Here is a 17,731-nt window from a genome sequence, read left to right as displayed (position 1 = left end):
CGGACATGCGGCGTGGCATAGGCGCCACCGCGCTGATAGCGGGGCTGGCACTTGCGGCAACGGCTTGCGGCAGTGACTCGGACGACGCCCGAAGCGGCGCCGACGGGAAGATCGAGGGAACCGTCACCTACTGGGACACCTCGAACGACGGGGAGAAGGCGACCTACAAGAAGATCGCCGAGGACTTCGAGAAGAAGCACCCGAAAGTCGACGTCAAGTACGTGCACGTCAACTTCGGTGACGCCAACCAGAAGTTCAAGAACGCCGCCGGCGGCAACTCCGGCGCACCCGATGTGATGCGCACCGAAGTCGCCTGGGTCGCCGACTTCGCCAACCTCGGCTACCTCGCCCCGCTGGACGGCACCCCCGCACTCGACAACGCCTCCGACTACCTGGAGACGGCCGCCGGCTCCACCCGCTTCGAAGGCAAGACCTACGCCGTACCGCAGGTCACCGACACGCTCGGACTCTTCTACAACAAGCGGCTGCTGAAGAAGGCTGGTGTCGAGGTGCCCACCTCCTTCGCCGAACTGAAGAAGAACGCCGCGAAGATCAAGGACAAGACCGGCGCCACCGCGCTGTACCTGCGCGGCGACGACCCCTACTGGTTCCTCCCCTACCTCTACGGCGAGGGCGGCGACCTGATCGATGCCAAGAACAAGAAGGTCACCGTCGACGACGAGCCCGGCGTGCGGGCCCTCGCCACCATGAAGGACCTCGTCGACTCCAAAGCGGCCGTCACCGACTCCAGCGACGGCCAGGAGAACGGCATCAAAGCGTTCCAGGACGGCGATGTCGCCATGATCATCGACGGCCCCTGGGACATCGCGCTCGCCCGCGAGGGCAAGGAGTTCACGAACGGGGACAAGGACGACAACCTCGGTGTGGCCCCCGTCCCCGCCGGCAGCAAGGCCCAGGGCTCCCCGCAGGGCGGCTGGAACCTGTCCGTGTACGCCGGGACGAAGAACATGCGTGCCGCGCAGGAGTTCGCCAAGTACATGAGCAGTGCGGAGGTGCAGGCCCGCACCACCCAGGAGCTGTCGCTCCTGCCGACCCGCAAGTCCGTGTACGAGAAGGACGCCGTCAAGAAGAACGAGATGGTCGAGTTCTTCCGCCCCGCCGTTGCGAAGGCCGTCCAGCGGCCCTGGATCGCCGAGGGGAACTCGCTCTTCGAGCCGATTCGGGTCGGTGTCGACGGGGTCCTTGCCGGGGGCAAGTCGCCTGCGGCGGCCGCGGACGGGATCGGCGCCAAGTTCCGCAAACTCCTGAAGGGCTACCACTAGCCCGCGCCGGGTGCCCCCTTCGCGGGGGCGCGGCCCCCTGGGGGTGCCCCCACCCGGTTGTTCGCCGGGTCGTTGTCGGGGGCTTCGCCCCCTAGACCCCCCAGCCGCACCCATGTGATCCCTTACGGACCTTGCTCCGGGGCAGTGTCCTGGTCCGTTGTCTGCCAGAAGTGTCCGGATGCTGTCCGTCACAGCCCAAGAGCGCTCCCGCACACGAAGGTTCCCCGGCGGCCGCCGGACAGGGGAAAGGGAGGGAGAAGTCTGGGTGCCTGGGGGTTTCTAAGGGGGCGGAGCCCCCTTAGCGGGGGGCCGTTGGGGGGCAGCGCCCCCCGACACGACCTCTCGGCGGCAGCCGAAGGAGCCAGGGGGCGTGCCCTCTCAACGCAACGCCCCCCGCGAAGGGGACAGCCGAAGGAGCCAGGGGGCGTGCCCCCACAAAGCAAGGCCCCCTGCGGAGGGCAACTGGATCCGCGAAGACGCCCCCCCCGCTAAGGGAGTCGCACCCCGCGAAGGGGTGGCCGAGGAAATGGAAAGGTCGGATGAGGAAGGTCAGAAGCTGGGCGGCGCGGCACTGGTACGCCTGGACGATGGTGGCCCCGGTGGTCCTGGTGATCGGGCTGATCGTCGGGTACCCCCTCGGCCGCGGCGTCTACCTGTCGCTCACCGACGCCGACGAGGCGAACGTCGAGCGCACGATCGGTGTCAACCACATCCCGGCCACCTATGAGTTCACCGGTCTGGACAACTACCGGGCGATCCTCTCGGACGGCGTCTTCTGGGACCGGCTGGGCTGGACGGTGCTGTGGACCACCGGGTGCGTCGGCGTCACGTTCACGCTGGGGCTGACGCTGGCGGTCATGCTGAACCGCAGGGTGCGCGGGCGCTCCTTCTACCGGGTCGCGATGATCGTGCCGTGGGGCATTCCGGCGTTCGTCTCGGTCTTCGCCTGGAAGATGCTGTTCAACGAGAAGCACGGGCTGCTCAACAAGGTCCTCTCCGGCGGCGGCATCGACGGTGTCCCCTGGCTGGGGGACCCCGTGTGGGCCAAGGTGTCGGTCATCGCCGTGAACGTGTGGCTGGGCGTACCGTTCATGATCGTCGCGATGCTGGGCGCGCTGCAGGCGATACCGGGCGAGTTGTACGAAGCGGCCGAGATGGACGGCGCCGGTCCCTGGCAGCGGTTCCGCAGCATCACGCTGCCGGGGGTGCGCTCGGTCAGCAGCACGGTGGTCCTGCTCAGCACCATCTGGACGTTCAACATGTTCCCGGTGATCTTCCTGCTGACCCGGGGCGGGCCCGAGGACTCGACGGAGATCCTGGTGACTTATGCCTTCCGGCTCTCGTTCGTCAACAGTCCGCGCGACTTCGCCACGTCGGCGGCCTGGGGCGTGCTCATCCTGCTGTTGCTGTCCCTGTTCACGGTCGTCTACCGGCGGGCGCTGCGCCGCCAGGGAGAGGCGTGGTGACCACCATGAGAACGACGAAGAGGACCCCGCTCGCCTCCGCCGGACTGCACGCGGGCCTGCTGCTGGGCACGGTGTGCGCCCTGTTCCCGCCGCTGTGGCTGCTGGTGACCTCCTTCAAACCGGAGAGCGAGTCCTTCACCACGGCTCTGGTGAAGGACTTCACCTTCACCAACTACCGGCATGTCATCGCCGACACGCACTTCCTCACCTGGTTCGGGAACTCGCTGATCGTCGTGGTCGGCACCACGGTGGTCGGCGTGCTCATCGCGGCCACCACCGGGTACGCGCTCAGCCGGTTCCGCTTCCCCGGGATGCGGCCCCTGATGTGGGTGCTGCTGATCACCCAGATGTTCCCGATGGCCGTGCTGATCGTTCCGCTCTACAACACGATGGCGAAGCTGGGCCTGCTCAACCAGCCGCTGGGGCTGATCATCACCTATCTGACGATCGCCGTGCCGTTCTGCGCATGGATGATGAAGGGGTTCTTCGACACCATCCCCGTCGACATCGACGAGTCGGGCCGGGTCGACGGACTCAACCCGTTCGGTACGTTCTGGCGGCTGATCCTGCCGCTGGCCAAGCCCGGGATCGCCGTCACCGGCTTCTACACCTTCGTGACCGCGTGGGCGGAGGTCGCCTACGCGACGGCCTTCATGACCGGCGAGGAGAACCTGACCCTGGCGGGCGGCCTGCAGACCTTCGTCAACCGGTACGGCGCCGACTGGGGCGCCATGACGGCGGCGGCCGTGGTCATCGCCGTACCGGCCGCCGTGGTCTTCGGCTTCGCGCAGCGCCATCTGGTCGGCGGCCTGACGGCCGGCGCCACGAAGACCTAGGCCCACGCCCTCGTGGCGAGCCCCGATCCGTATCCCGTCGACCACCGCGGCGGGACCACCAACCCCTCAGGGACGACATGACTCAGCACAGCAGCGCACCGCAGGCCGACGGCGCCGTGGACCCGCGCGTCCGGGCCGCGCGTCCGGACGCCGCCTCCTCGGCGCGGTCCGGCGCGTCCGGCTGGTGGCGGGACGCGGTGATCTACCAGGTGTATCCGCGCTCGTTCGCCGACGGCGACGGCGACGGCATGGGCGATCTGCCCGGTGTGCGGCAGCGGCTGCCGCACCTGGCCGCGCTCGGCGTGGACGCCGTCTGGCTCAGCCCCTTCTACGCCTCACCGCAGGCCGACGCGGGGTACGACGTCGCCGACTACCGTGCCATCGACCCGATGTTCGGCACGCTGCACGACGCGGACGCGCTCATCCGGGACGCGCACGCGCTCGGGCTGCGCGTCATCATCGACATCGTCCCCAACCATTCCTCCGATCGGCACGAGTGGTTCGTCCGCGCGCTGGCGGGCGATCCGGCGGCCCGCGAGCGCTACCACTTCCGTGCGGGCCGCGGGGAGCGGGGCGAGCTGCCGCCCAACGACTGGGAGTCGGTGTTCGGCGGCCCCGCCTGGAGCCGGGTGCCGGACGAGCCGGGACTGTGGTATCTGCACCTGTTCGCACCGGAGCAGCCCGACTTCAACTGGGAGCATCCCGCGGTCCGCGACGAGTTCCGCTCCGTGCTGCGGTTCTGGCTGGACCTGGGCGTGGACGGCTTCCGGGTCGATGTGGCCCACGGCCTGGTCAAGGCGGCCGGACTGCCCGACATGGGCAGCGGCGAGCAGCTCCGCCTGCTGGGCACCGCCGAGCTGCCGTTCTTCGACCAGGACGGGGTGCACGACATCTACCGCTCCTGGCGGCAGGTGCTGGACGAGTACCCCGGGGAGCGCATCGGCGTCGCCGAGGCGTGGGCGCCCAGCGCCGAGCGCACCGCGCTGTACGTCCGCGCGGACGAGCTGCACCAGGCGTTCAACTTCCACTACCTGGGCACCGACTGGGACGCGCCGGCCCTCCGCGAAGTCGTCGACGCGTCCCTCACCTCGCTCGGCGCCGTGGGCGCTCCCGCCACCTGGGTGCTGTCCAACCACGACGTGGTCCGCCACCGGACCCGGCTCGGCGGCGGTGAGTCCCGTGCCCGCGCCGCCTCGCTGCTGATGCTGGCGCTGCCCGGCTCCGCCTACGTCTACCAGGGCGAGGAACTGGGCCTCCCGGAGGTGGCGGAACTGCCCGAGGAGGCACGCCAGGATCCCTCGTTCTTCCGGGACAACGGGCAGGACGGCCTCCGCGACGGGTGCCGCGTCCCGCTGCCCTGGGCCGTGGAGCGGACCGCGGACGGCGGCACTTCCTTCGGCTTCGGTGGCGGCAGCAGTTGGCTGCCGCAGCCGCCCGAGTGGGGCGCGTGGTCCGTCGCGGCGCAGACCGGCGACCCGGACTCCACCCTGGAGCTGTACCGGACCGCGCTGCGGCTGCGCCGCGAGCGCCCCGAGCTGGGCGACGGCGAACCGCTGGAGTGGCTCACCGCGCCCGAGAGGGTGCTGGCCTTCCGCCGTGGCGGGTTCGTGTGCGCGGCCAACACCGGCACCGAGCCGGTGGCGCTGGACTTCCGCACCGGCGCACTCCTCCTGGCCAGCGGTCCGCTGCCCGCGGCGGAGTCCGGCAGGACCGTACTGCCCGGTGACACGACCGCCTGGTGGGCCGGGCGATGACCACGGCGCTCACCGCGCGGCTGGCCGACATCGCCGTGCAGGCCGAGGTCAGCGAGGCCACCGCCAGCCGGGTGCTGAACGGCAGACCGGGGGTGGCCGCGGCCACCCGGCAGCGGGTGCTGGCCGCCGTCGACGTGCTCGGCTACGAGCGCCCGGCGCGGGCCCGGCAGCGCAGCGCCGGGCTGGTGGGGCTGGTCATCCCGGAGCTGACCAATCCGATCTTCCCCGCGTTCGCCCAGGTCATCGAGCAGTCCCTGTCCGGGTACGGGTTCACGCCGGTGCTCGGGACCCGGATGCTGGGTGGCGCCACCGAGGACGAGTTGGTCGGTCAGCTCGTGGAGCGGGACGTCTCCGGGATCATCTTCCTCTCCGGGCTGCACGCCGACCTGACGGCCGACCCTTCCCGCTATGCCCGACTGGCGTCCCGCGGGGTGCCGTTCGTACTGATCAACGGGTACAACGACGAGATCAGCGCGCCGTTCGTCTCCCCGGACGACGAGGCGGCCGCGGCGATGGCCGTCGAGCATCTGCGCCAACTGGGCCACGAGCGCATCGGGCTGGCCGTCGGCCCGGAGCGGTTCGTCCCCACCCGGCGCAAGGTGGCCGGGTTCACCCGCGCCATGGAGCGCTGCGGGGCCGAGCCGTCGATCCGGCACACCCTCTTCACGGTCGAGGGTGGACACGCGGCGGCCGGGGCGCTGCTGGACGCGGGCTGTACGGGCATCGTGTGCGGCAGCGACCCGATGGCCCTGGGCGCCGTACGGGCCGCGCGGCAGCGGGGGCTGGCGGTACCGGGGGAGGTGTCGGTGGTCGGCTACGACGACTCGGAGTTCAACGCCTTCACCGATCCGCCGTTGACCACCGTCCGCCAGCCGGTCCGGGCGATGGCCAACGCCGCCGTGCACGCGCTGCTGGAGCCGATGGGCGGCAGCCCGATGGCGGACACGGAGTTCGTCTTCCAGCCGGAGCTGGTGGTCCGGGGCTCGACGGCGCACGCGCCCCGCGGCTGACCGGTGCGCCGGAGGTGCCGCACCTCGCGGGGTGCGGCACCCGTCGCGGCCGCGGCCGGTGGCTCATCGGCGGGGCGCGGGCCGGGTGCGGGGCAGCAGGAGCGCGACGCACACCAGCCACACCAGCCCGCCGAAGCGTACGACCGGCAGCAGGAAGGCGAACGGGTCGGCCACCAGCGACAGCAGCGAGAGCATTCCCGCCCCGGCCAGCACCAGGCCGGCCCAGGCCGGCGTCCGGCCCAGCAGTCCGCTCAGCAGGCCCGTCACCGAGACGCCCGCGAGGAGCAGGGCGAACATCACCGTGTAGACGACGCCGCCGGACAGGAACGACAGGTCGGCCAGCGCGCGGGCCAGCGCCGGATCGGCGTCCATGGGCAGCCGGCTGACGGCCTGGCCGAACAGCGCGCTGCCGCTGAGTGCTGCGGCCCCCAGGATCCCGCCGGCCAGGGCGATGGTCGGGCCGGGAGTGGTGACGCCGAGCGCCCGCAGCCGGCGGTGGACGAGAGCTGCCAGCAGCGCCAGCGGCACCGCGGAGGCGAGCAGCAGCAGGGAGCCGACCTCCATGGCGGTGCTGCTGTCCCGTGCGTGTTCGAGCACCTTCCGGCCTTCGGCGTCGGGGCGCGGGGTGGAGCTGTTGGCGACGACGTAGCCGATGGTCAGCGCGACGAAGGCGAGTACGGGTGCCAGCAGGGGAGGTCCGCCGTGCGGGTGGCGGCCGGGTTCGGGGCCGGACGCGGTGCCGTGCTCGGGGGCCGGTGCGGCGGCGGCCGGAGTGGACGTGGACATGGGTGCTCCTCCCGTTGGCCGACCAGATGGTCGATGCATTCGATAATGATTACATGTCGAAACGATTGTCAAGCCGCTATGATGTCCGTATGGCAATGACTCATGAGGGTGAGCGCCCGGACGCGCCGCCGGTCGGCGCCGCGTTCCTGCTGGCCCAACTCGGTTCGCACGCAGCCAAGCTGTTCGCCGAGCGGATCGCGGCGCTCGACCTGACTCCGCCGCAGAGCGGACTGCTCCGGCTGCTGGCCGGCTCCCCCGGCCGCAGTCAGCGCGAGTTGGCCGACGACCTGGGGATGCCGCCGAGCAGATTCGTCGCGTTCGCCGACGAACTGGAGCAGCGCGGCCTCATCGAGCGGCGCAGAAATCCCGCGGACCGCCGCCTGTACGCGGTTCACTTGACCGATCGCGGTGAACAACTGCTGGGCGAACTGCGGAAGCTGGGAGCCCAACACGAGAGACAGTTGACCGAGGGGCTCTCGGACGCGCAGCGCCGACAGCTCACCGGACTGCTGCAGCGCGTCGCCGAACAGCAAGGGCTCGCCCCCGGCGTGCACCCCGGCTTCCGCTCGGCCCGCGAAGGCCGCTGACCCGCCCGGCCCCGGCCGGCCGGAGCCGCGTCGAGACCGGGCTCAGCCCTCCGCGCCGTCGCCCGTACCGTCCGGCACCAGGCTCGCCTCGTGGGCCAGGACCGCGATCTGGACGCGGTTCCTCAGCTCCAGGCGGGCGAGGACCTGGCTGACGTAGGTCTTCACCGTGCCCTCCACCACATGCAGCCGGTCGGCGATCTCGGCGTTGGACAGGCCCGCGCCGACCAAGCCCAGTACCTCGCGCTCGCGCGGCGTCAGCGCCGCGGTGCGGGCCCGCGCCTCGGCCCGGCGGCCCAGCCGCCCGCCCGCCAGCTGCGTGATCACGTGCCGGGCCACGGTGGGGGAGAGGTAGGCGCCTCCGCCGTGCACCGCGCGCACCCCGGCCAGCAGTTCGCCGGGGTCGCCCGACTTGAGCGCGAACCCGGCGGCACCGGAGCCGAGTGCGGTGGCGATGTACTCCTCCTCGTTGAAGGTGGTCAGCATCATCACCGCGCTCTGCGGGCAAGTGCGGCGCAGTTCGGCCGCGGCCCGCAGACCGTCCAGGTGCGGCATCCGGATGTCGAGCAGGCACACGTGCGGACGGTGCCGCTGGGCCAGCGCGATCGCCTCGCGCCCGTCGGCGGCCTCGGCGACCACCTCGATGTCCCCGGCCGACGCGAGGATCGCCCGGACCCCGGCCCGGATCATCGCCTCGTCGTCCGCCAGCAGTACCCGGATCATGGTGTCTTCCCCGTTCTCGCCCGTGGCCACCCATGGTGCGGTTCTCACGCTAACCCCGTGCGCCGTGGCCGCGGACCCCGACGAAAGTGCAGGGATGCCGTTGACCCGCGTGCACTGTCCCCGCTCCCGGCGCCGCATAGCGTCCCCGGCATGCTCACACTGCGCGGACTCACCAAGAGATACGGCGAGAAGACCGCCGTCGACCAGCTGACGCTCGACGTGGCGCCCGGCAAGGTCACCGGCTTCCTGGGCCCCAACGGCGCCGGCAAGTCCACCACCATGCGCATGATCACCGGACTGGACCGGCCCACCTCCGGCAGCGCCCTGGTCCAGGGCCGGCCCTACGCCGGTCTCGACCGCCCGCTGCGCACCGTCGGCGCGCTGCTCGACGCCCGTGGGGCGCATCCCCGCCGCACCGCGCACCGGCACCTGCTGGCGATGGCCCGCAGCAACGGCATCCCCGCCCGCCGGGTGCCCGAGGTGCTGGAGGCGGTCGGTCTGGCCGACGTGGCGGACAAGCGGGCCGGGTCCTTCTCACTGGGCATGTCCCAGCGCCTGGGCATCGCCGCCGCGCTGCTCGGCGATCCGGCGGTGCTGCTGCTGGACGAGCCGGTCAACGGACTGGACCCGGACGGGGTGCGCTGGGTGCGCACCTTCCTGCGCTCCCTCGCCGACGAGGGCCGCACCGTCTTCCTCTCCAGCCATCTGATGAGCGAACTGGAGCTGACCGCCGACCGGGTGGTGGTGATCGGCCGGGGCCGGCTGCTGGCCGACGGGACCGTCGCGGAGGTGGTCGCCGCCGGTACCCGCGGCACCGTGCGGGTGCGGGGACCCGAGCCCGGCGGGCTGCGGCTGCTGGCCGGCCGGCTCGTGGCGGCGGGCGCCGAGGTGGACTGGACCGGTCCGGATGCGCTGGCCGTCGGCGGAACGTCGGTCGAGCACGTGGGCGACCTCGCCCACCGGGCGCACGTCCGGCTGCACGAACTGCGCGCGGAGGAGGCGTCGCTGGAGGAGGCGTACCTGCGGCTGACGTCGGACAGTGTGGAGTACGCGCAGACCGGCGCGGCCGGCCCGGAGCGGGCCGCCACCGGGGAAGCGGAGGTGGCCCGGTGAGCGCCGCCGGCACGGAACCGGTCGCCCGCACGGTCCGGCGCCGTACCGCCCTGCGGTGGGCGGTGGCCGCCGAGTGGACCAAGTTGGTGTCCCTGCGCTCGACCTGGTACCTGCTGCTGGGCGCGCTCACCCTGACCGGGCTGGTCGCCTCCGCCACGGGGGTGCTCACCCACGATCCGGGTGCCTCGCCCGGCGACCCGGCCGTGGTGGCCGAACTCAACGGCACCTGCCTCGTGCTGGCCTCGCTCGCCATGCTGGCGGTGACCGGCGAGCAGGCCACCGGAGGTGCGGCGACGGCCCTGCTGTGCGTGCCCGACCGTATCCGGCTGCTGACCGCCAAGGCGCTCACCCTGGGCGCGGCGGTCTTCGCCGCCGGGCTGGCGTGCGCGCTGCTGGGCGCGGTCTGCGGCGCACTGGCCCTGGACCGCAGCACGTTCGACGCCACCGGGACGGCCGGTCAACTGCTGGCCGTCGCGGTGCACGCCGCGCTGCTGGGCATGCTCACGCTGGGGCTGGCCGTGGTGGTGCGCCGGTCGGCGGGCACGATCACGGCGCTGTTCGCACTGTTGTTCCTGCTCCCGGTGGCGCTGGATCCGGTGCCCGGCGCCGAGACCGTGATCGACCTGCTGCCGGGCAGCGCCTCCGAAGCCTGGCTGCTGGGCGGCAACGGCACCCTGGAACGCCCCGGCGGACTACTGGCCCTGCTGGTGTGGGCGCTGGGTGCGCTGCTGCTGGCCGCGGTGGTGATCCGCCGCCGGGACGCGTGAGGCCGGTTTGCGGGCTCGGCGGCCCGGCGCGAGGGTGGCCGGCCGGTCGACGGCGGCCCGCCTCGGCTTCGGCTCCGTGCCCTCCGTGGTGCGCATGCTGGCGAGGTGCTGATGCGTGGCCGCCCGCGGGGGTGCGGCGGTTCCGCCCGCGAACCGCCGCGCCGTCCGCCGACCGGCCGCTACGCCGTGGTTCCCCCGTCCGAACCGGATCGCTGGGGCAGGTCCCGGGTCAGTCCGGCGGGTCGACGGGGGCGGGTGGTGCGGTCGGGTCGGTACCGTTCCGGCGCGTCGCCGAGAGCCGGACCGACGCCTCCCGCCCGGCGCGCACCGCCAGGGTGTTGTCCACGGCCTCCGCCGGTCCGCCCGACAGGCCCTCACCGCGTGCCCGCAGCCGGATGACGTCCTCGTCCCCGGCGGCCAGCACATACCAGCGGCCCTCGGTCGATCGCCACAGCAGTCCCGTGAGCACCGCGCGCGCATGCGGCCCGCACACCCGGCTGTCCTCCAGCCGGGAGGTCACCGCCCCGGGGCGGCCGGGGCCGCCCGCCGGCGGCTGGAACTGCGTCATCACCCGGGCCCCGGCCCCCCGCCAGGTGGCGGCCCTGGTGCACACCCACGCCGCCTCGCCGTCCCCGTCCGGCAGCCGCTGCCGCGCGAACTGCCAGGAGTTGACGGCCCTGACCCCCCGGTCCAGCACCGCCGGGAGGTGGCATGCCGTACGTGCCAGCCGCCTGCGGGCCGCGGCGCCGGTCGCGGGCGCCCGCTCGGCCCCGTCGGTCAGCCGTGCCGGGGCCAACTCGCCCAGATCCGTGTAGAGCTGCGGGCGCCGCGCCGCCCCCGGGCTGCCCCGCAGCGCCAGCCCCGGCCAGCTCTCGCAGTGCCGCGGCAGGGTGACCGGCAACGGCACCGGTCCGGTCACCCCGTCCGCGCCGCGGGCGAGCGTCCGGCCCGCCTCGTCCGCCGGGTCCAGGAGGTCCACCCGGGCCGCGCGGGTGATCCACGGCGCCGTCAGATACCGCACCTCGCCGCCGCGCCGGGTCACGACCAGGGCCCCGGACTCCGCCGTCCCCGCACCCGCCGTGCGGGCCAGCTCCAGCGAGACCCCGTCCTCGGCGGCGGCCGAGCCGTCGTCCGGGTCCAGCGGCTCGGTGTACCGGGCCACCCGCAGCCCGTCGTACAGCAGCACCACGGCGGTCCCCGCCAGCCGCCCCGCGTACAGCAGTTGCGGCGGACCGGGCGGCGGGCCCTTCGGGGTGCCGGGCGCGGCTTGGACCCGTACGTCGGCCCGCGGCTGCGCCCAGGTGACCAGCGCCCGACGCAGCAACGATTCGTCGCGGGTGAGCGCACCACGCGCCGGCCAGGCCCCGAAGTCCGTCCGGGAGGCCCGCCGCCAGGAACCGGCCCGCGCGCGCACCAGCGCACTCGGATCCAGGGCGTGCTCCGCGTCGGAGCCGCGCACCAGCGGCGGCCGGGCGGCGGCGTCCGGCCCCCAGGTGTCGCCCGGCACCCCGAGCAGCCCGCAGCACACCAGCGCCGCGAGCGCCGCGGCCCCGGACCGCCGCCGCCGTCGGCGCCGCCGCACCGTGTCGAGGGCGTGCCGGACCCCGTCCCCGCCCCCGCACAGGGGGCACGGCTCCCGGCCCGGCCCGGCGGCGGGCGCGGATGCGCCGGGACCACCGGGCGAGTCCGGCACCTGCGGCGGGACCGGCACCTGCGGCAGGTCCGTCGCTGTGTCCGACGGATCCGCCGCGTGCGCCTCCGGGGCCGCGGGGCCGGCCGCCGGTGGTGCGGAGGCCGCCGCCCGGGCCCCGGCCAGCGCCGCGTCCGGGTCCCGGACATGGGCGGCACGCAGCAGTCGCCGGATGTCCGGGTCGGCCATCCGCTCCAGGTGCCGCAGCGCGTACGCGGCACGGGCCGGGGCCCCGCCGCGGGGGAGGGAGCGCGGCAGCCACGGGCCCCGCGGCCGGGCCAGCGCCGCGCGGAGCACCCGCAGCCGCAGCCACACATAGACCGGGTCCTCGTCCGCCGCCCGCGGGCGGGGAAGCGCCGCCGTGGACGTGCACCGCCGGGGCAGCGCCCCGCAGGTCACCGCGTGCGCGGCGGGAGCGCGGCGGGGGCCGTCCTCCAGTACGCAGTAGGCGAGCCGGACCAGCCTCCCGTAGTGCTCCACGAGGGCGAGTTCGGCCTGCTCGACGTCCAGCGTCGCGGTCCGCTCACTCACACCCACAGAACGAGGTGTCCGGTCCGGGGGTCACCTCACTCGGCCGCGTGGACGGCCGGTACTTCCAGGGTGATCATCGTGGGGCCGCCGGGCGGGCTGCTCAGCGCCAGTACGCCGTCGAACTGGGCGAGCCGGCGCTGGACGCCCTGCAAGCCGGAGCCGGAGCCGAGCGAGGCGCCGCCCCGGCCGTCGTCGGTCACCGTCACCCGGATCGCCGAGCCGTCCGGAGCGCCGACGTACAGCACGTCCAGCCACACCTTCGCGGCCCGGGAATGCTTGGCGGCGTTGGTGAGCAGCTCGCTGACGGCGAAGTAGACCGCCGACTCCAGGGGTTCCTCGAACCGGCCCGGGAGCTCGATGTCCTCCTCGACGGGTACCGGCATCCGCAGCGCCAGCGCCCGCAGCGCGTCGGGCAGCCCCCGTTCGGCGAGCACCGGGGGGTGGATGCCCCGCACCAGGTCGCGCAGTTCGGTCAGTGCCTCGGCGGAGTTCTCCCGCGCCTGCGCGATCATCTGCTTGGCGCGGGCCGGGTCCCGCTCGACGAGCGCCTCGATGGTGCCCAGGCTCATGCCCATGGCGACCAGCCGGGCCTGTGCGCCGTCGTGCAGGTCCCGCTCGATGCGGCGCAGTTCGGCCGCCGAGGTGTCCACCGCGTCGTGCCGCGTCTCGTACAGCTCCGTCACCCGCCGGGACAGCAGCATCTCCCGCGTGGGTTCCAGCATCCCCTTGGTGAGCTGGAGGTTGAGCGGCAGCAGCGGCGGCAGCAGCGCGGTGACGAAACCGGCCGTCAGGTCGGCGGACAGCCACGCCATGTCGCGCCAGGTGGCCGGGTCCTTGAGCAGCAGGATGCACCGCTCGACCTGCCCCACGACACCGCTGCGCAGGTCCCGCGGCCAGGGCCGGTACGGCTCGGGCACCTCCAGCCCGGCCCACGCGTGCACCAGCCGACGCCGCTGGTTGGCGTACCAGCGGACGGCCTGCTGGACGGGCGGCGTGGTCACGACGCCCACCCCGATCGGCAGCAGCACGATCGAGACGAGGGAGAGGGTGAACAGCAGGATGGAGAGCGGGAGGGTGACGACCGCGAGCGCGGGCCCTCTCACGAGCGCCAGCATCAGCTCGTGCGACTGCACCGCGGCCCGCGGCCTGTCCTCCGTCACGTCTCCGCGTCCTCCACCCGTTCTCCGCCCGTCCGCGCCGTGCTACCCGGTCCGCCAGTCCGCGAACTCCACCAGCGCGCGGTCACCGCTGCCGCCGTTGGTCGCGGACATGAACAGCCCGGCGTCCTGTCTGGCGGACGCGCCGGGGACCTCGACGGTTGAGACGGTACGCCACCTCTTCCCGCCGTCGGTCGAGAACTCTCCCTTGTAGGAGGTGCCGGACCGGGAGATCCGCAGCAGTACCGGGGCCTTGACACCGGAGACGGCCCGGTAGCTGTCCAGGGTGCCGTCGCCGTCGCTGTCGTGGGACAGCACGACGCCGTGGGCCGGGGTCACCGCCAGGTTCACGAAGCCCGCCCCGTCCGGCTCGGCGAGGCTGTTGCGGACCACGATGCCCGCCCGTGCCCACGGGCCGCTGTCCTCCTGGGAGACGACCTTCAGTGTCACGGTGCCGCCGTCGCGCAGCGCCTGCGGACGGTAGACGGTGCCGAACTCGGCGGTGGACCGCCACAGGTCGGCCCCGCCGCCGTCGACCGCCCAGCGCCCGCCCAGGTGCCCGAAGACGGCCTCGTTGGTCGTGGCCGTCCGCACCCCGCCGGGTAGCGGGCCCGCGCGGTAGATACGGCCGGCCCGGCCGAGGGTGACCCGCTCCTGGCCGGCCGGGCCGTTCTCCGCCTCGACCGTGTACTCCAGCGGTTCCAGCGGCTCGGTCTGCCGTCCGGCGGGCGCGGTGAAGCGCCAGCGCACGGTGGCCGTACCGCCCGGACTGACGGCCCGGTGCGAGGTCGGGTCCTGCGCCCGGGCGCCGTCCAGCCCGCGCAGCCCGAGATCGACGGCGCCGGTGGGGCTCAGCCCGTTCTCGTTCCGGAAGACGGCGCGCACGGTGCTCACCTCGCCCGGCGCCACCGCGCGCGGCTCGGCGGCGACCTTCAGCGAGCCCTGGTAGGGGGCCTTGGCCAGCACGTCGCGTACCCGGACGGCGGTGGCGTACGGATCGGTGAGCGGTCTGGTGGGGTACTCGTCGGTCTTCCGGGTCCAGGGCTCCTCGCGGGCGTACCAGTCGAACTTCTTCGGCGCGCGCCCCTGGTCGAGCGCGTCCTGCACCTCGTCGAGGTAGGCCCGCCACTGCGGGAGGTGGAAGTCCCGGAGCAGGCCCTGCCAGTCGCGGTTGGCGTAGTTGGCCAGATGGCCGCCGTCCGCCGTCGGGCGGTCCGCCCAGGTGGTGACCAGCACCCGGGCCGTGCGCTCCAGGGCCGCCCGCTCCTGCGCGGAGGCGGCGGAGCCGCGGGCCGCCGTCAGCCAGGGGCCCAGCAGGAACGCCCGGTGGCCGCCGGACATGTCGTCGGCCAGCTCCATCAGCTTCAGCCACAGCGCCGCCAGCTTCTTGAAGGTGGCCGCGTCCTTGCGCTTGTAGGCGTCCTGGAGCTGCCCGATCAGCGACCAGGACCGGTTGGCCAGCGCCTGGCGGCCGATGTCGGTGAGGTCGTAGCGGTAGGCGTCGCTGTCCCGCAGCGCTTTGTCGACGCCCAGCAGCGCGTCGAACGCGGCGTCGAAGGCGGGCAGGTCGAAGGCGGGGGTGTGGGTGGCGTAGTAGGCGCCGGAGCGGGCCGAGAGGCTGGGGCGGGCGGCGAAGATGCTGTCGTGCGGCCGCCCGTCCTTGCTGCTGATCCGGTAGGCCGTCTCGCGCAGCGCCGTCATGGCCTCCTTGGCCTTGCCGTCCGTGCCGCCGTACCGGATCCTCGCCCAGTCGTCGAACCAGCCGCCCCGGTCCACGGCCTCCTGCCGCCAGGCCAGCTCGCCGAACAGCTCCAGTGCCGCCGCGTCGCGGTGGGTGGCCTCGGGCATGTAGCAGGTGCCGGCCAGCTTGCTGCCCGGCTTGTCGCGCCAGGCGGTGAAGCGCTCGGTCCACATGTGGGTCTTGGCACCCATGGTGGTGCGCCCGCCGAAGTTGGGGATGGTGCCGAACGCGTACGGCACCCCGCCCCAGTCCTTCTCCCGGTCGGTGACCCGGTCCAGGTCGGAGAGGCCGTCGACGATCAGCATGCTGTCCTTGGCGGCGAGTCCGTCGAGCAGGTCGCGGCGCGGGTTCTCCTGCCAGCCCAGAATCACCCAGGTGGCGCCCGGCCGTGCGGTGTGCAGTGCCTTCTCCACGGCCCGCGCCGCCTGCGGCACCGGTACGTCGCCGGGGTCGCCGCCCTCGTGCAGCAGGTCCATCTTGAAGTGGCCGACGTCGCCGAACAGTTCCTTCTGGTGGCGGTAGAAGGCGGCCGCCACCTTGCGGAAGACCGCCGTGCGCGGGTCCAGCCACGGCGGCCGGTCCAGCCCGGCCCACTTGCCCTGCGGGACGGTGCGGCCGCCCTTGTTGCGCTTGGCGAAGTCGCCGGGGACGGTGCCGAAGTAGCCGGGCAGCACGGGCTTCATGCCCAGCTCGCGCATCCGGTCCACGATGCGCTTGCCCAGGGCGGTGCGCCGCTCCAGCAGCTCGGTGCTGATCGGGCCGCCGTACTCGGCCATGTTCTGCAGCAGCCACCACGGCTGGTGGGTGGGCGCCGGGATCCAGGAGCGCGCCTCCCGGTCGCTGTAGCCGAAGTCCTGGAGCATCCGGTGGTAGACGGCCTCCTGGCCCGCGGTGACCAGGACCTCGTTGAAGCCGTGCAGTGCCAGGACGTCCAGGAACCGCTCCCAGTGCGCCCAGTCGGCATAGGGCGCTGTGTAGCCGTCGTGGGTGTCGTTGAGCGCGAAGCGGTTGTCCACCGTGGCCCGCCGGGCGTGCTGCGCGCGGGGCGCGGGCAGGGTTTCGGGGAGGTCGAGCCGGCTGCCCGCCCAGGAGAGGTGCGCGTCGCAGCTGTACTTGAGGTACCAGTGCACGCCGGTGAGCAGGGCCACCGGCCCGGTGCCGGCCACCCGGATCCGGCCTGCGCCGCCGGTGACCTTGAAGCGCTCCGGGCCGCCGATCTGCTGGAGCGTGATCTGGTCGGCGTGCCGGGGGAGCAGCCGCCGCAGCGCCGCCTGCGCGGCGTCGGTGGGGGACGCTTCGCGGGGCGTGCCGGTCCGGTCCGCTGCCATGGCGGGGACATACCCGCTGCCCAGTGCGAGACCCGCGCCGAGCGCTCCGGTGGTGCCCAGGACGGCGCGTCTGCCGGGTGCCGGGCGGGCGGGGGGCACGGAGTGCGTACCGGTATGACGTACTTGAGAGTTATTGTCGTATCTTTCACGCTCATTGATCGGCTCGTACATGGGGGGCGCCTCCAGTGGCGGATGTCCTGCCGTATGTGACCAAAGACACGTACGGGGAGGCACGGTAACGAAGCGGTCAGCCCCGGTCGAGGTAGGCGAGCACGGCGAGTACCCGCCTGTTGTCGTCGTCCGAGGGCGGCAGCCCCAGCTTTCCGAAGATGTTGGAGGTGTGTTTCGCGACCGCCCGCTCGGTGACGAAGAGCTGCCCCGCGATGGCCGCGTTCGACCTGCCCTGCGCCATCAGCTCCATCACCTCCTTCTCCCGCGCCGTCAGGTTCCCCAGCGGCGCGTCCTGTGCACGCCGCGACAGCAGTTGCTGGATGACCTGCGGATCCATCGCGGTACCGCCCTCGGAGACCCGGCGGACGGCGTCCACGAACTGGTCCGCGTCGAACACCCGGTCCTTGAGCAGATAGCCCACTCCGCCGTTGCCGTCCGCCAGCAGCTCGCGCGCGTACAACTGCTCGACGTGCTGCGAGAGCACCAGCACCGGGAGCCCCGGCCGTCTGCGGCGGGCCTCCAGCGCGCACTGCAACCCCTCGTCGCTGAAGGAGGGCGGCAGCCGGACGTCCACCACCGCGACGTCCGGCTCCTTCTCCCGCAGCGCCCGGCTCAGCTCCGGCCCGTTGTCCACCGCCGCGGCGATCTCGAAGTCGAACGCCTCCAGCATCCGTACGAGCCCGTCCCGGAGCAGGAACAGGTCTTCGGCGATCACGACACGCACGGAGAACTCCAAATACACGACGGGTTGGGCCGGATGGCCGCAGGGCGCTCCGAATCTACCGGGCCGC

At 73.2% G+C, this 17,731-nt stretch carries 14 protein-coding genes; 8 read left to right on the top strand and 6 right to left on the bottom strand.

Going from position 1 to position 17,731, the window contains the following annotated elements:
- Positions 1–5 precede the first annotated feature (5 nt).
- The 5 genes from ACFYMO_RS20120 to ACFYMO_RS20100 all read left to right on the top strand — a co-directional run bounded on the left by ACFYMO_RS20120 (position 6) and on the right by ACFYMO_RS20100 (position 6,349).
- Positions 6–1,283 (top strand): extracellular solute-binding protein, encoded by a 1,278-nt coding sequence (locus tag ACFYMO_RS20120; RefSeq protein WP_366770576.1) that lies wholly within the window; start codon positions 6–8, stop codon positions 1,281–1,283.
- Positions 1,284–1,822: 539 nt separating this feature from the next.
- Positions 1,823–2,749: a sugar ABC transporter permease gene (locus ACFYMO_RS20115; protein WP_366770575.1), complete on the top strand. Its 927-nt coding sequence runs from the start codon at positions 1,823–1,825 to the stop codon at positions 2,747–2,749.
- Positions 2,750–2,754: 5 nt separating this feature from the next.
- Complete coding sequence (locus ACFYMO_RS20110; RefSeq protein WP_366770724.1) at positions 2,755–3,585, top strand: carbohydrate ABC transporter permease; 831 nt, start codon at positions 2,755–2,757, stop codon at positions 3,583–3,585.
- A gap of 77 nt (positions 3,586–3,662) precedes the next feature.
- Positions 3,663–5,339: a glycoside hydrolase family 13 protein gene (locus ACFYMO_RS20105; RefSeq protein ID WP_366770574.1), complete on the top strand. Its 1,677-nt coding sequence runs from the start codon at positions 3,663–3,665 to the stop codon at positions 5,337–5,339.
- Complete coding sequence (locus ACFYMO_RS20100; protein WP_366770573.1) at positions 5,336–6,349, top strand: LacI family DNA-binding transcriptional regulator; 1,014 nt, start codon at positions 5,336–5,338, stop codon at positions 6,347–6,349. Before ACFYMO_RS20105 ends, ACFYMO_RS20100 begins: the two co-directional genes overlap by 4 nt.
- Positions 6,350–6,412: 63 nt before the next feature.
- On the opposite strand, the gene ACFYMO_RS20095 is transcribed toward ACFYMO_RS20100, so the two are convergent.
- Positions 6,413–7,135, bottom strand: a complete 723-nt coding sequence (locus tag ACFYMO_RS20095; protein WP_366770572.1) for a DUF4386 domain-containing protein — start codon at positions 7,133–7,135, stop codon at positions 6,413–6,415.
- An 89-nt stretch (positions 7,136–7,224) separates the two neighbouring features.
- On the opposite strand from ACFYMO_RS20095, the gene ACFYMO_RS20090 reads away from it, so the two are divergent.
- Positions 7,225–7,722 carry a MarR family transcriptional regulator gene (locus ACFYMO_RS20090; RefSeq protein ID WP_366770571.1) on the top strand — a complete coding sequence of 166 codons (498 nt, stop codon included), beginning with the start codon at positions 7,225–7,227 and terminating at the stop codon, positions 7,720–7,722.
- Between the two features lie 42 nt (positions 7,723–7,764).
- Here the strand turns inward: ACFYMO_RS20090 and ACFYMO_RS20085 are convergent, their stop codons facing one another.
- Positions 7,765–8,442 (bottom strand): response regulator, encoded by a 678-nt coding sequence (locus ACFYMO_RS20085; protein ID WP_388548144.1) that lies wholly within the window; start codon positions 8,440–8,442, stop codon positions 7,765–7,767.
- A 150-nt stretch (positions 8,443–8,592) separates the two neighbouring features.
- On the opposite strand from ACFYMO_RS20085, the gene ACFYMO_RS20080 reads away from it, so the two are divergent.
- Together ACFYMO_RS20080 and ACFYMO_RS20075 are read left to right on the top strand one after the other, a co-directional pair.
- Complete coding sequence (locus ACFYMO_RS20080) at positions 8,593–9,555, top strand: ABC transporter ATP-binding protein (protein ID WP_388547794.1); 963 nt, start codon at positions 8,593–8,595, stop codon at positions 9,553–9,555.
- The gene (locus tag ACFYMO_RS20075) at positions 9,552–10,322 is read left to right on the top strand and encodes an ABC transporter permease (protein ID WP_366770569.1); all 771 of its coding nucleotides are present in this window, start codon (positions 9,552–9,554) and stop codon (positions 10,320–10,322) included. Before ACFYMO_RS20080 ends, ACFYMO_RS20075 begins: the two co-directional genes overlap by 4 nt.
- A gap of 229 nt (positions 10,323–10,551) precedes the next feature.
- Here ACFYMO_RS20075 and ACFYMO_RS20070 read toward each other — a convergent pair whose 3' ends face one another.
- The 4 genes from ACFYMO_RS20070 to ACFYMO_RS20055 form a co-directional block, all read right to left on the bottom strand.
- On the bottom strand, positions 10,552–12,543 hold the full coding sequence (locus tag ACFYMO_RS20070; RefSeq protein WP_388547791.1) for a hypothetical protein: 1,992 nt from the start codon (positions 12,541–12,543) through the stop codon (positions 10,552–10,554).
- A 35-nt stretch (positions 12,544–12,578) separates the two neighbouring features.
- Complete coding sequence (locus ACFYMO_RS20065; protein ID WP_366770722.1) at positions 12,579–13,658, bottom strand: histidine kinase; 1,080 nt, start codon at positions 13,656–13,658, stop codon at positions 12,579–12,581.
- Positions 13,659–13,745: 87 nt separating this feature from the next.
- The gene (locus tag ACFYMO_RS20060; protein WP_388547788.1) at positions 13,746–16,868 is read right to left on the bottom strand and encodes an alpha-N-acetylglucosaminidase TIM-barrel domain-containing protein; all 3,123 of its coding nucleotides are present in this window, start codon (positions 16,866–16,868) and stop codon (positions 13,746–13,748) included.
- A 148-nt stretch (positions 16,869–17,016) separates the two neighbouring features.
- The gene (locus ACFYMO_RS20055) at positions 17,017–17,664 is read right to left on the bottom strand and encodes a response regulator transcription factor (RefSeq protein WP_366770566.1); all 648 of its coding nucleotides are present in this window, start codon (positions 17,662–17,664) and stop codon (positions 17,017–17,019) included.
- Positions 17,665–17,731 lie beyond the last annotated feature (67 nt).

Source organism: Streptomyces sp. NPDC007025 (assembly GCF_042869455.1).
Classification (GTDB): Bacteria; Actinomycetota; Actinomycetes; order Streptomycetales; family Streptomycetaceae; genus Streptomyces.
The sequence above is the reverse complement of the archived record's forward strand: the minus strand, read 5'-3'. Positions and strand labels throughout refer to the sequence as shown.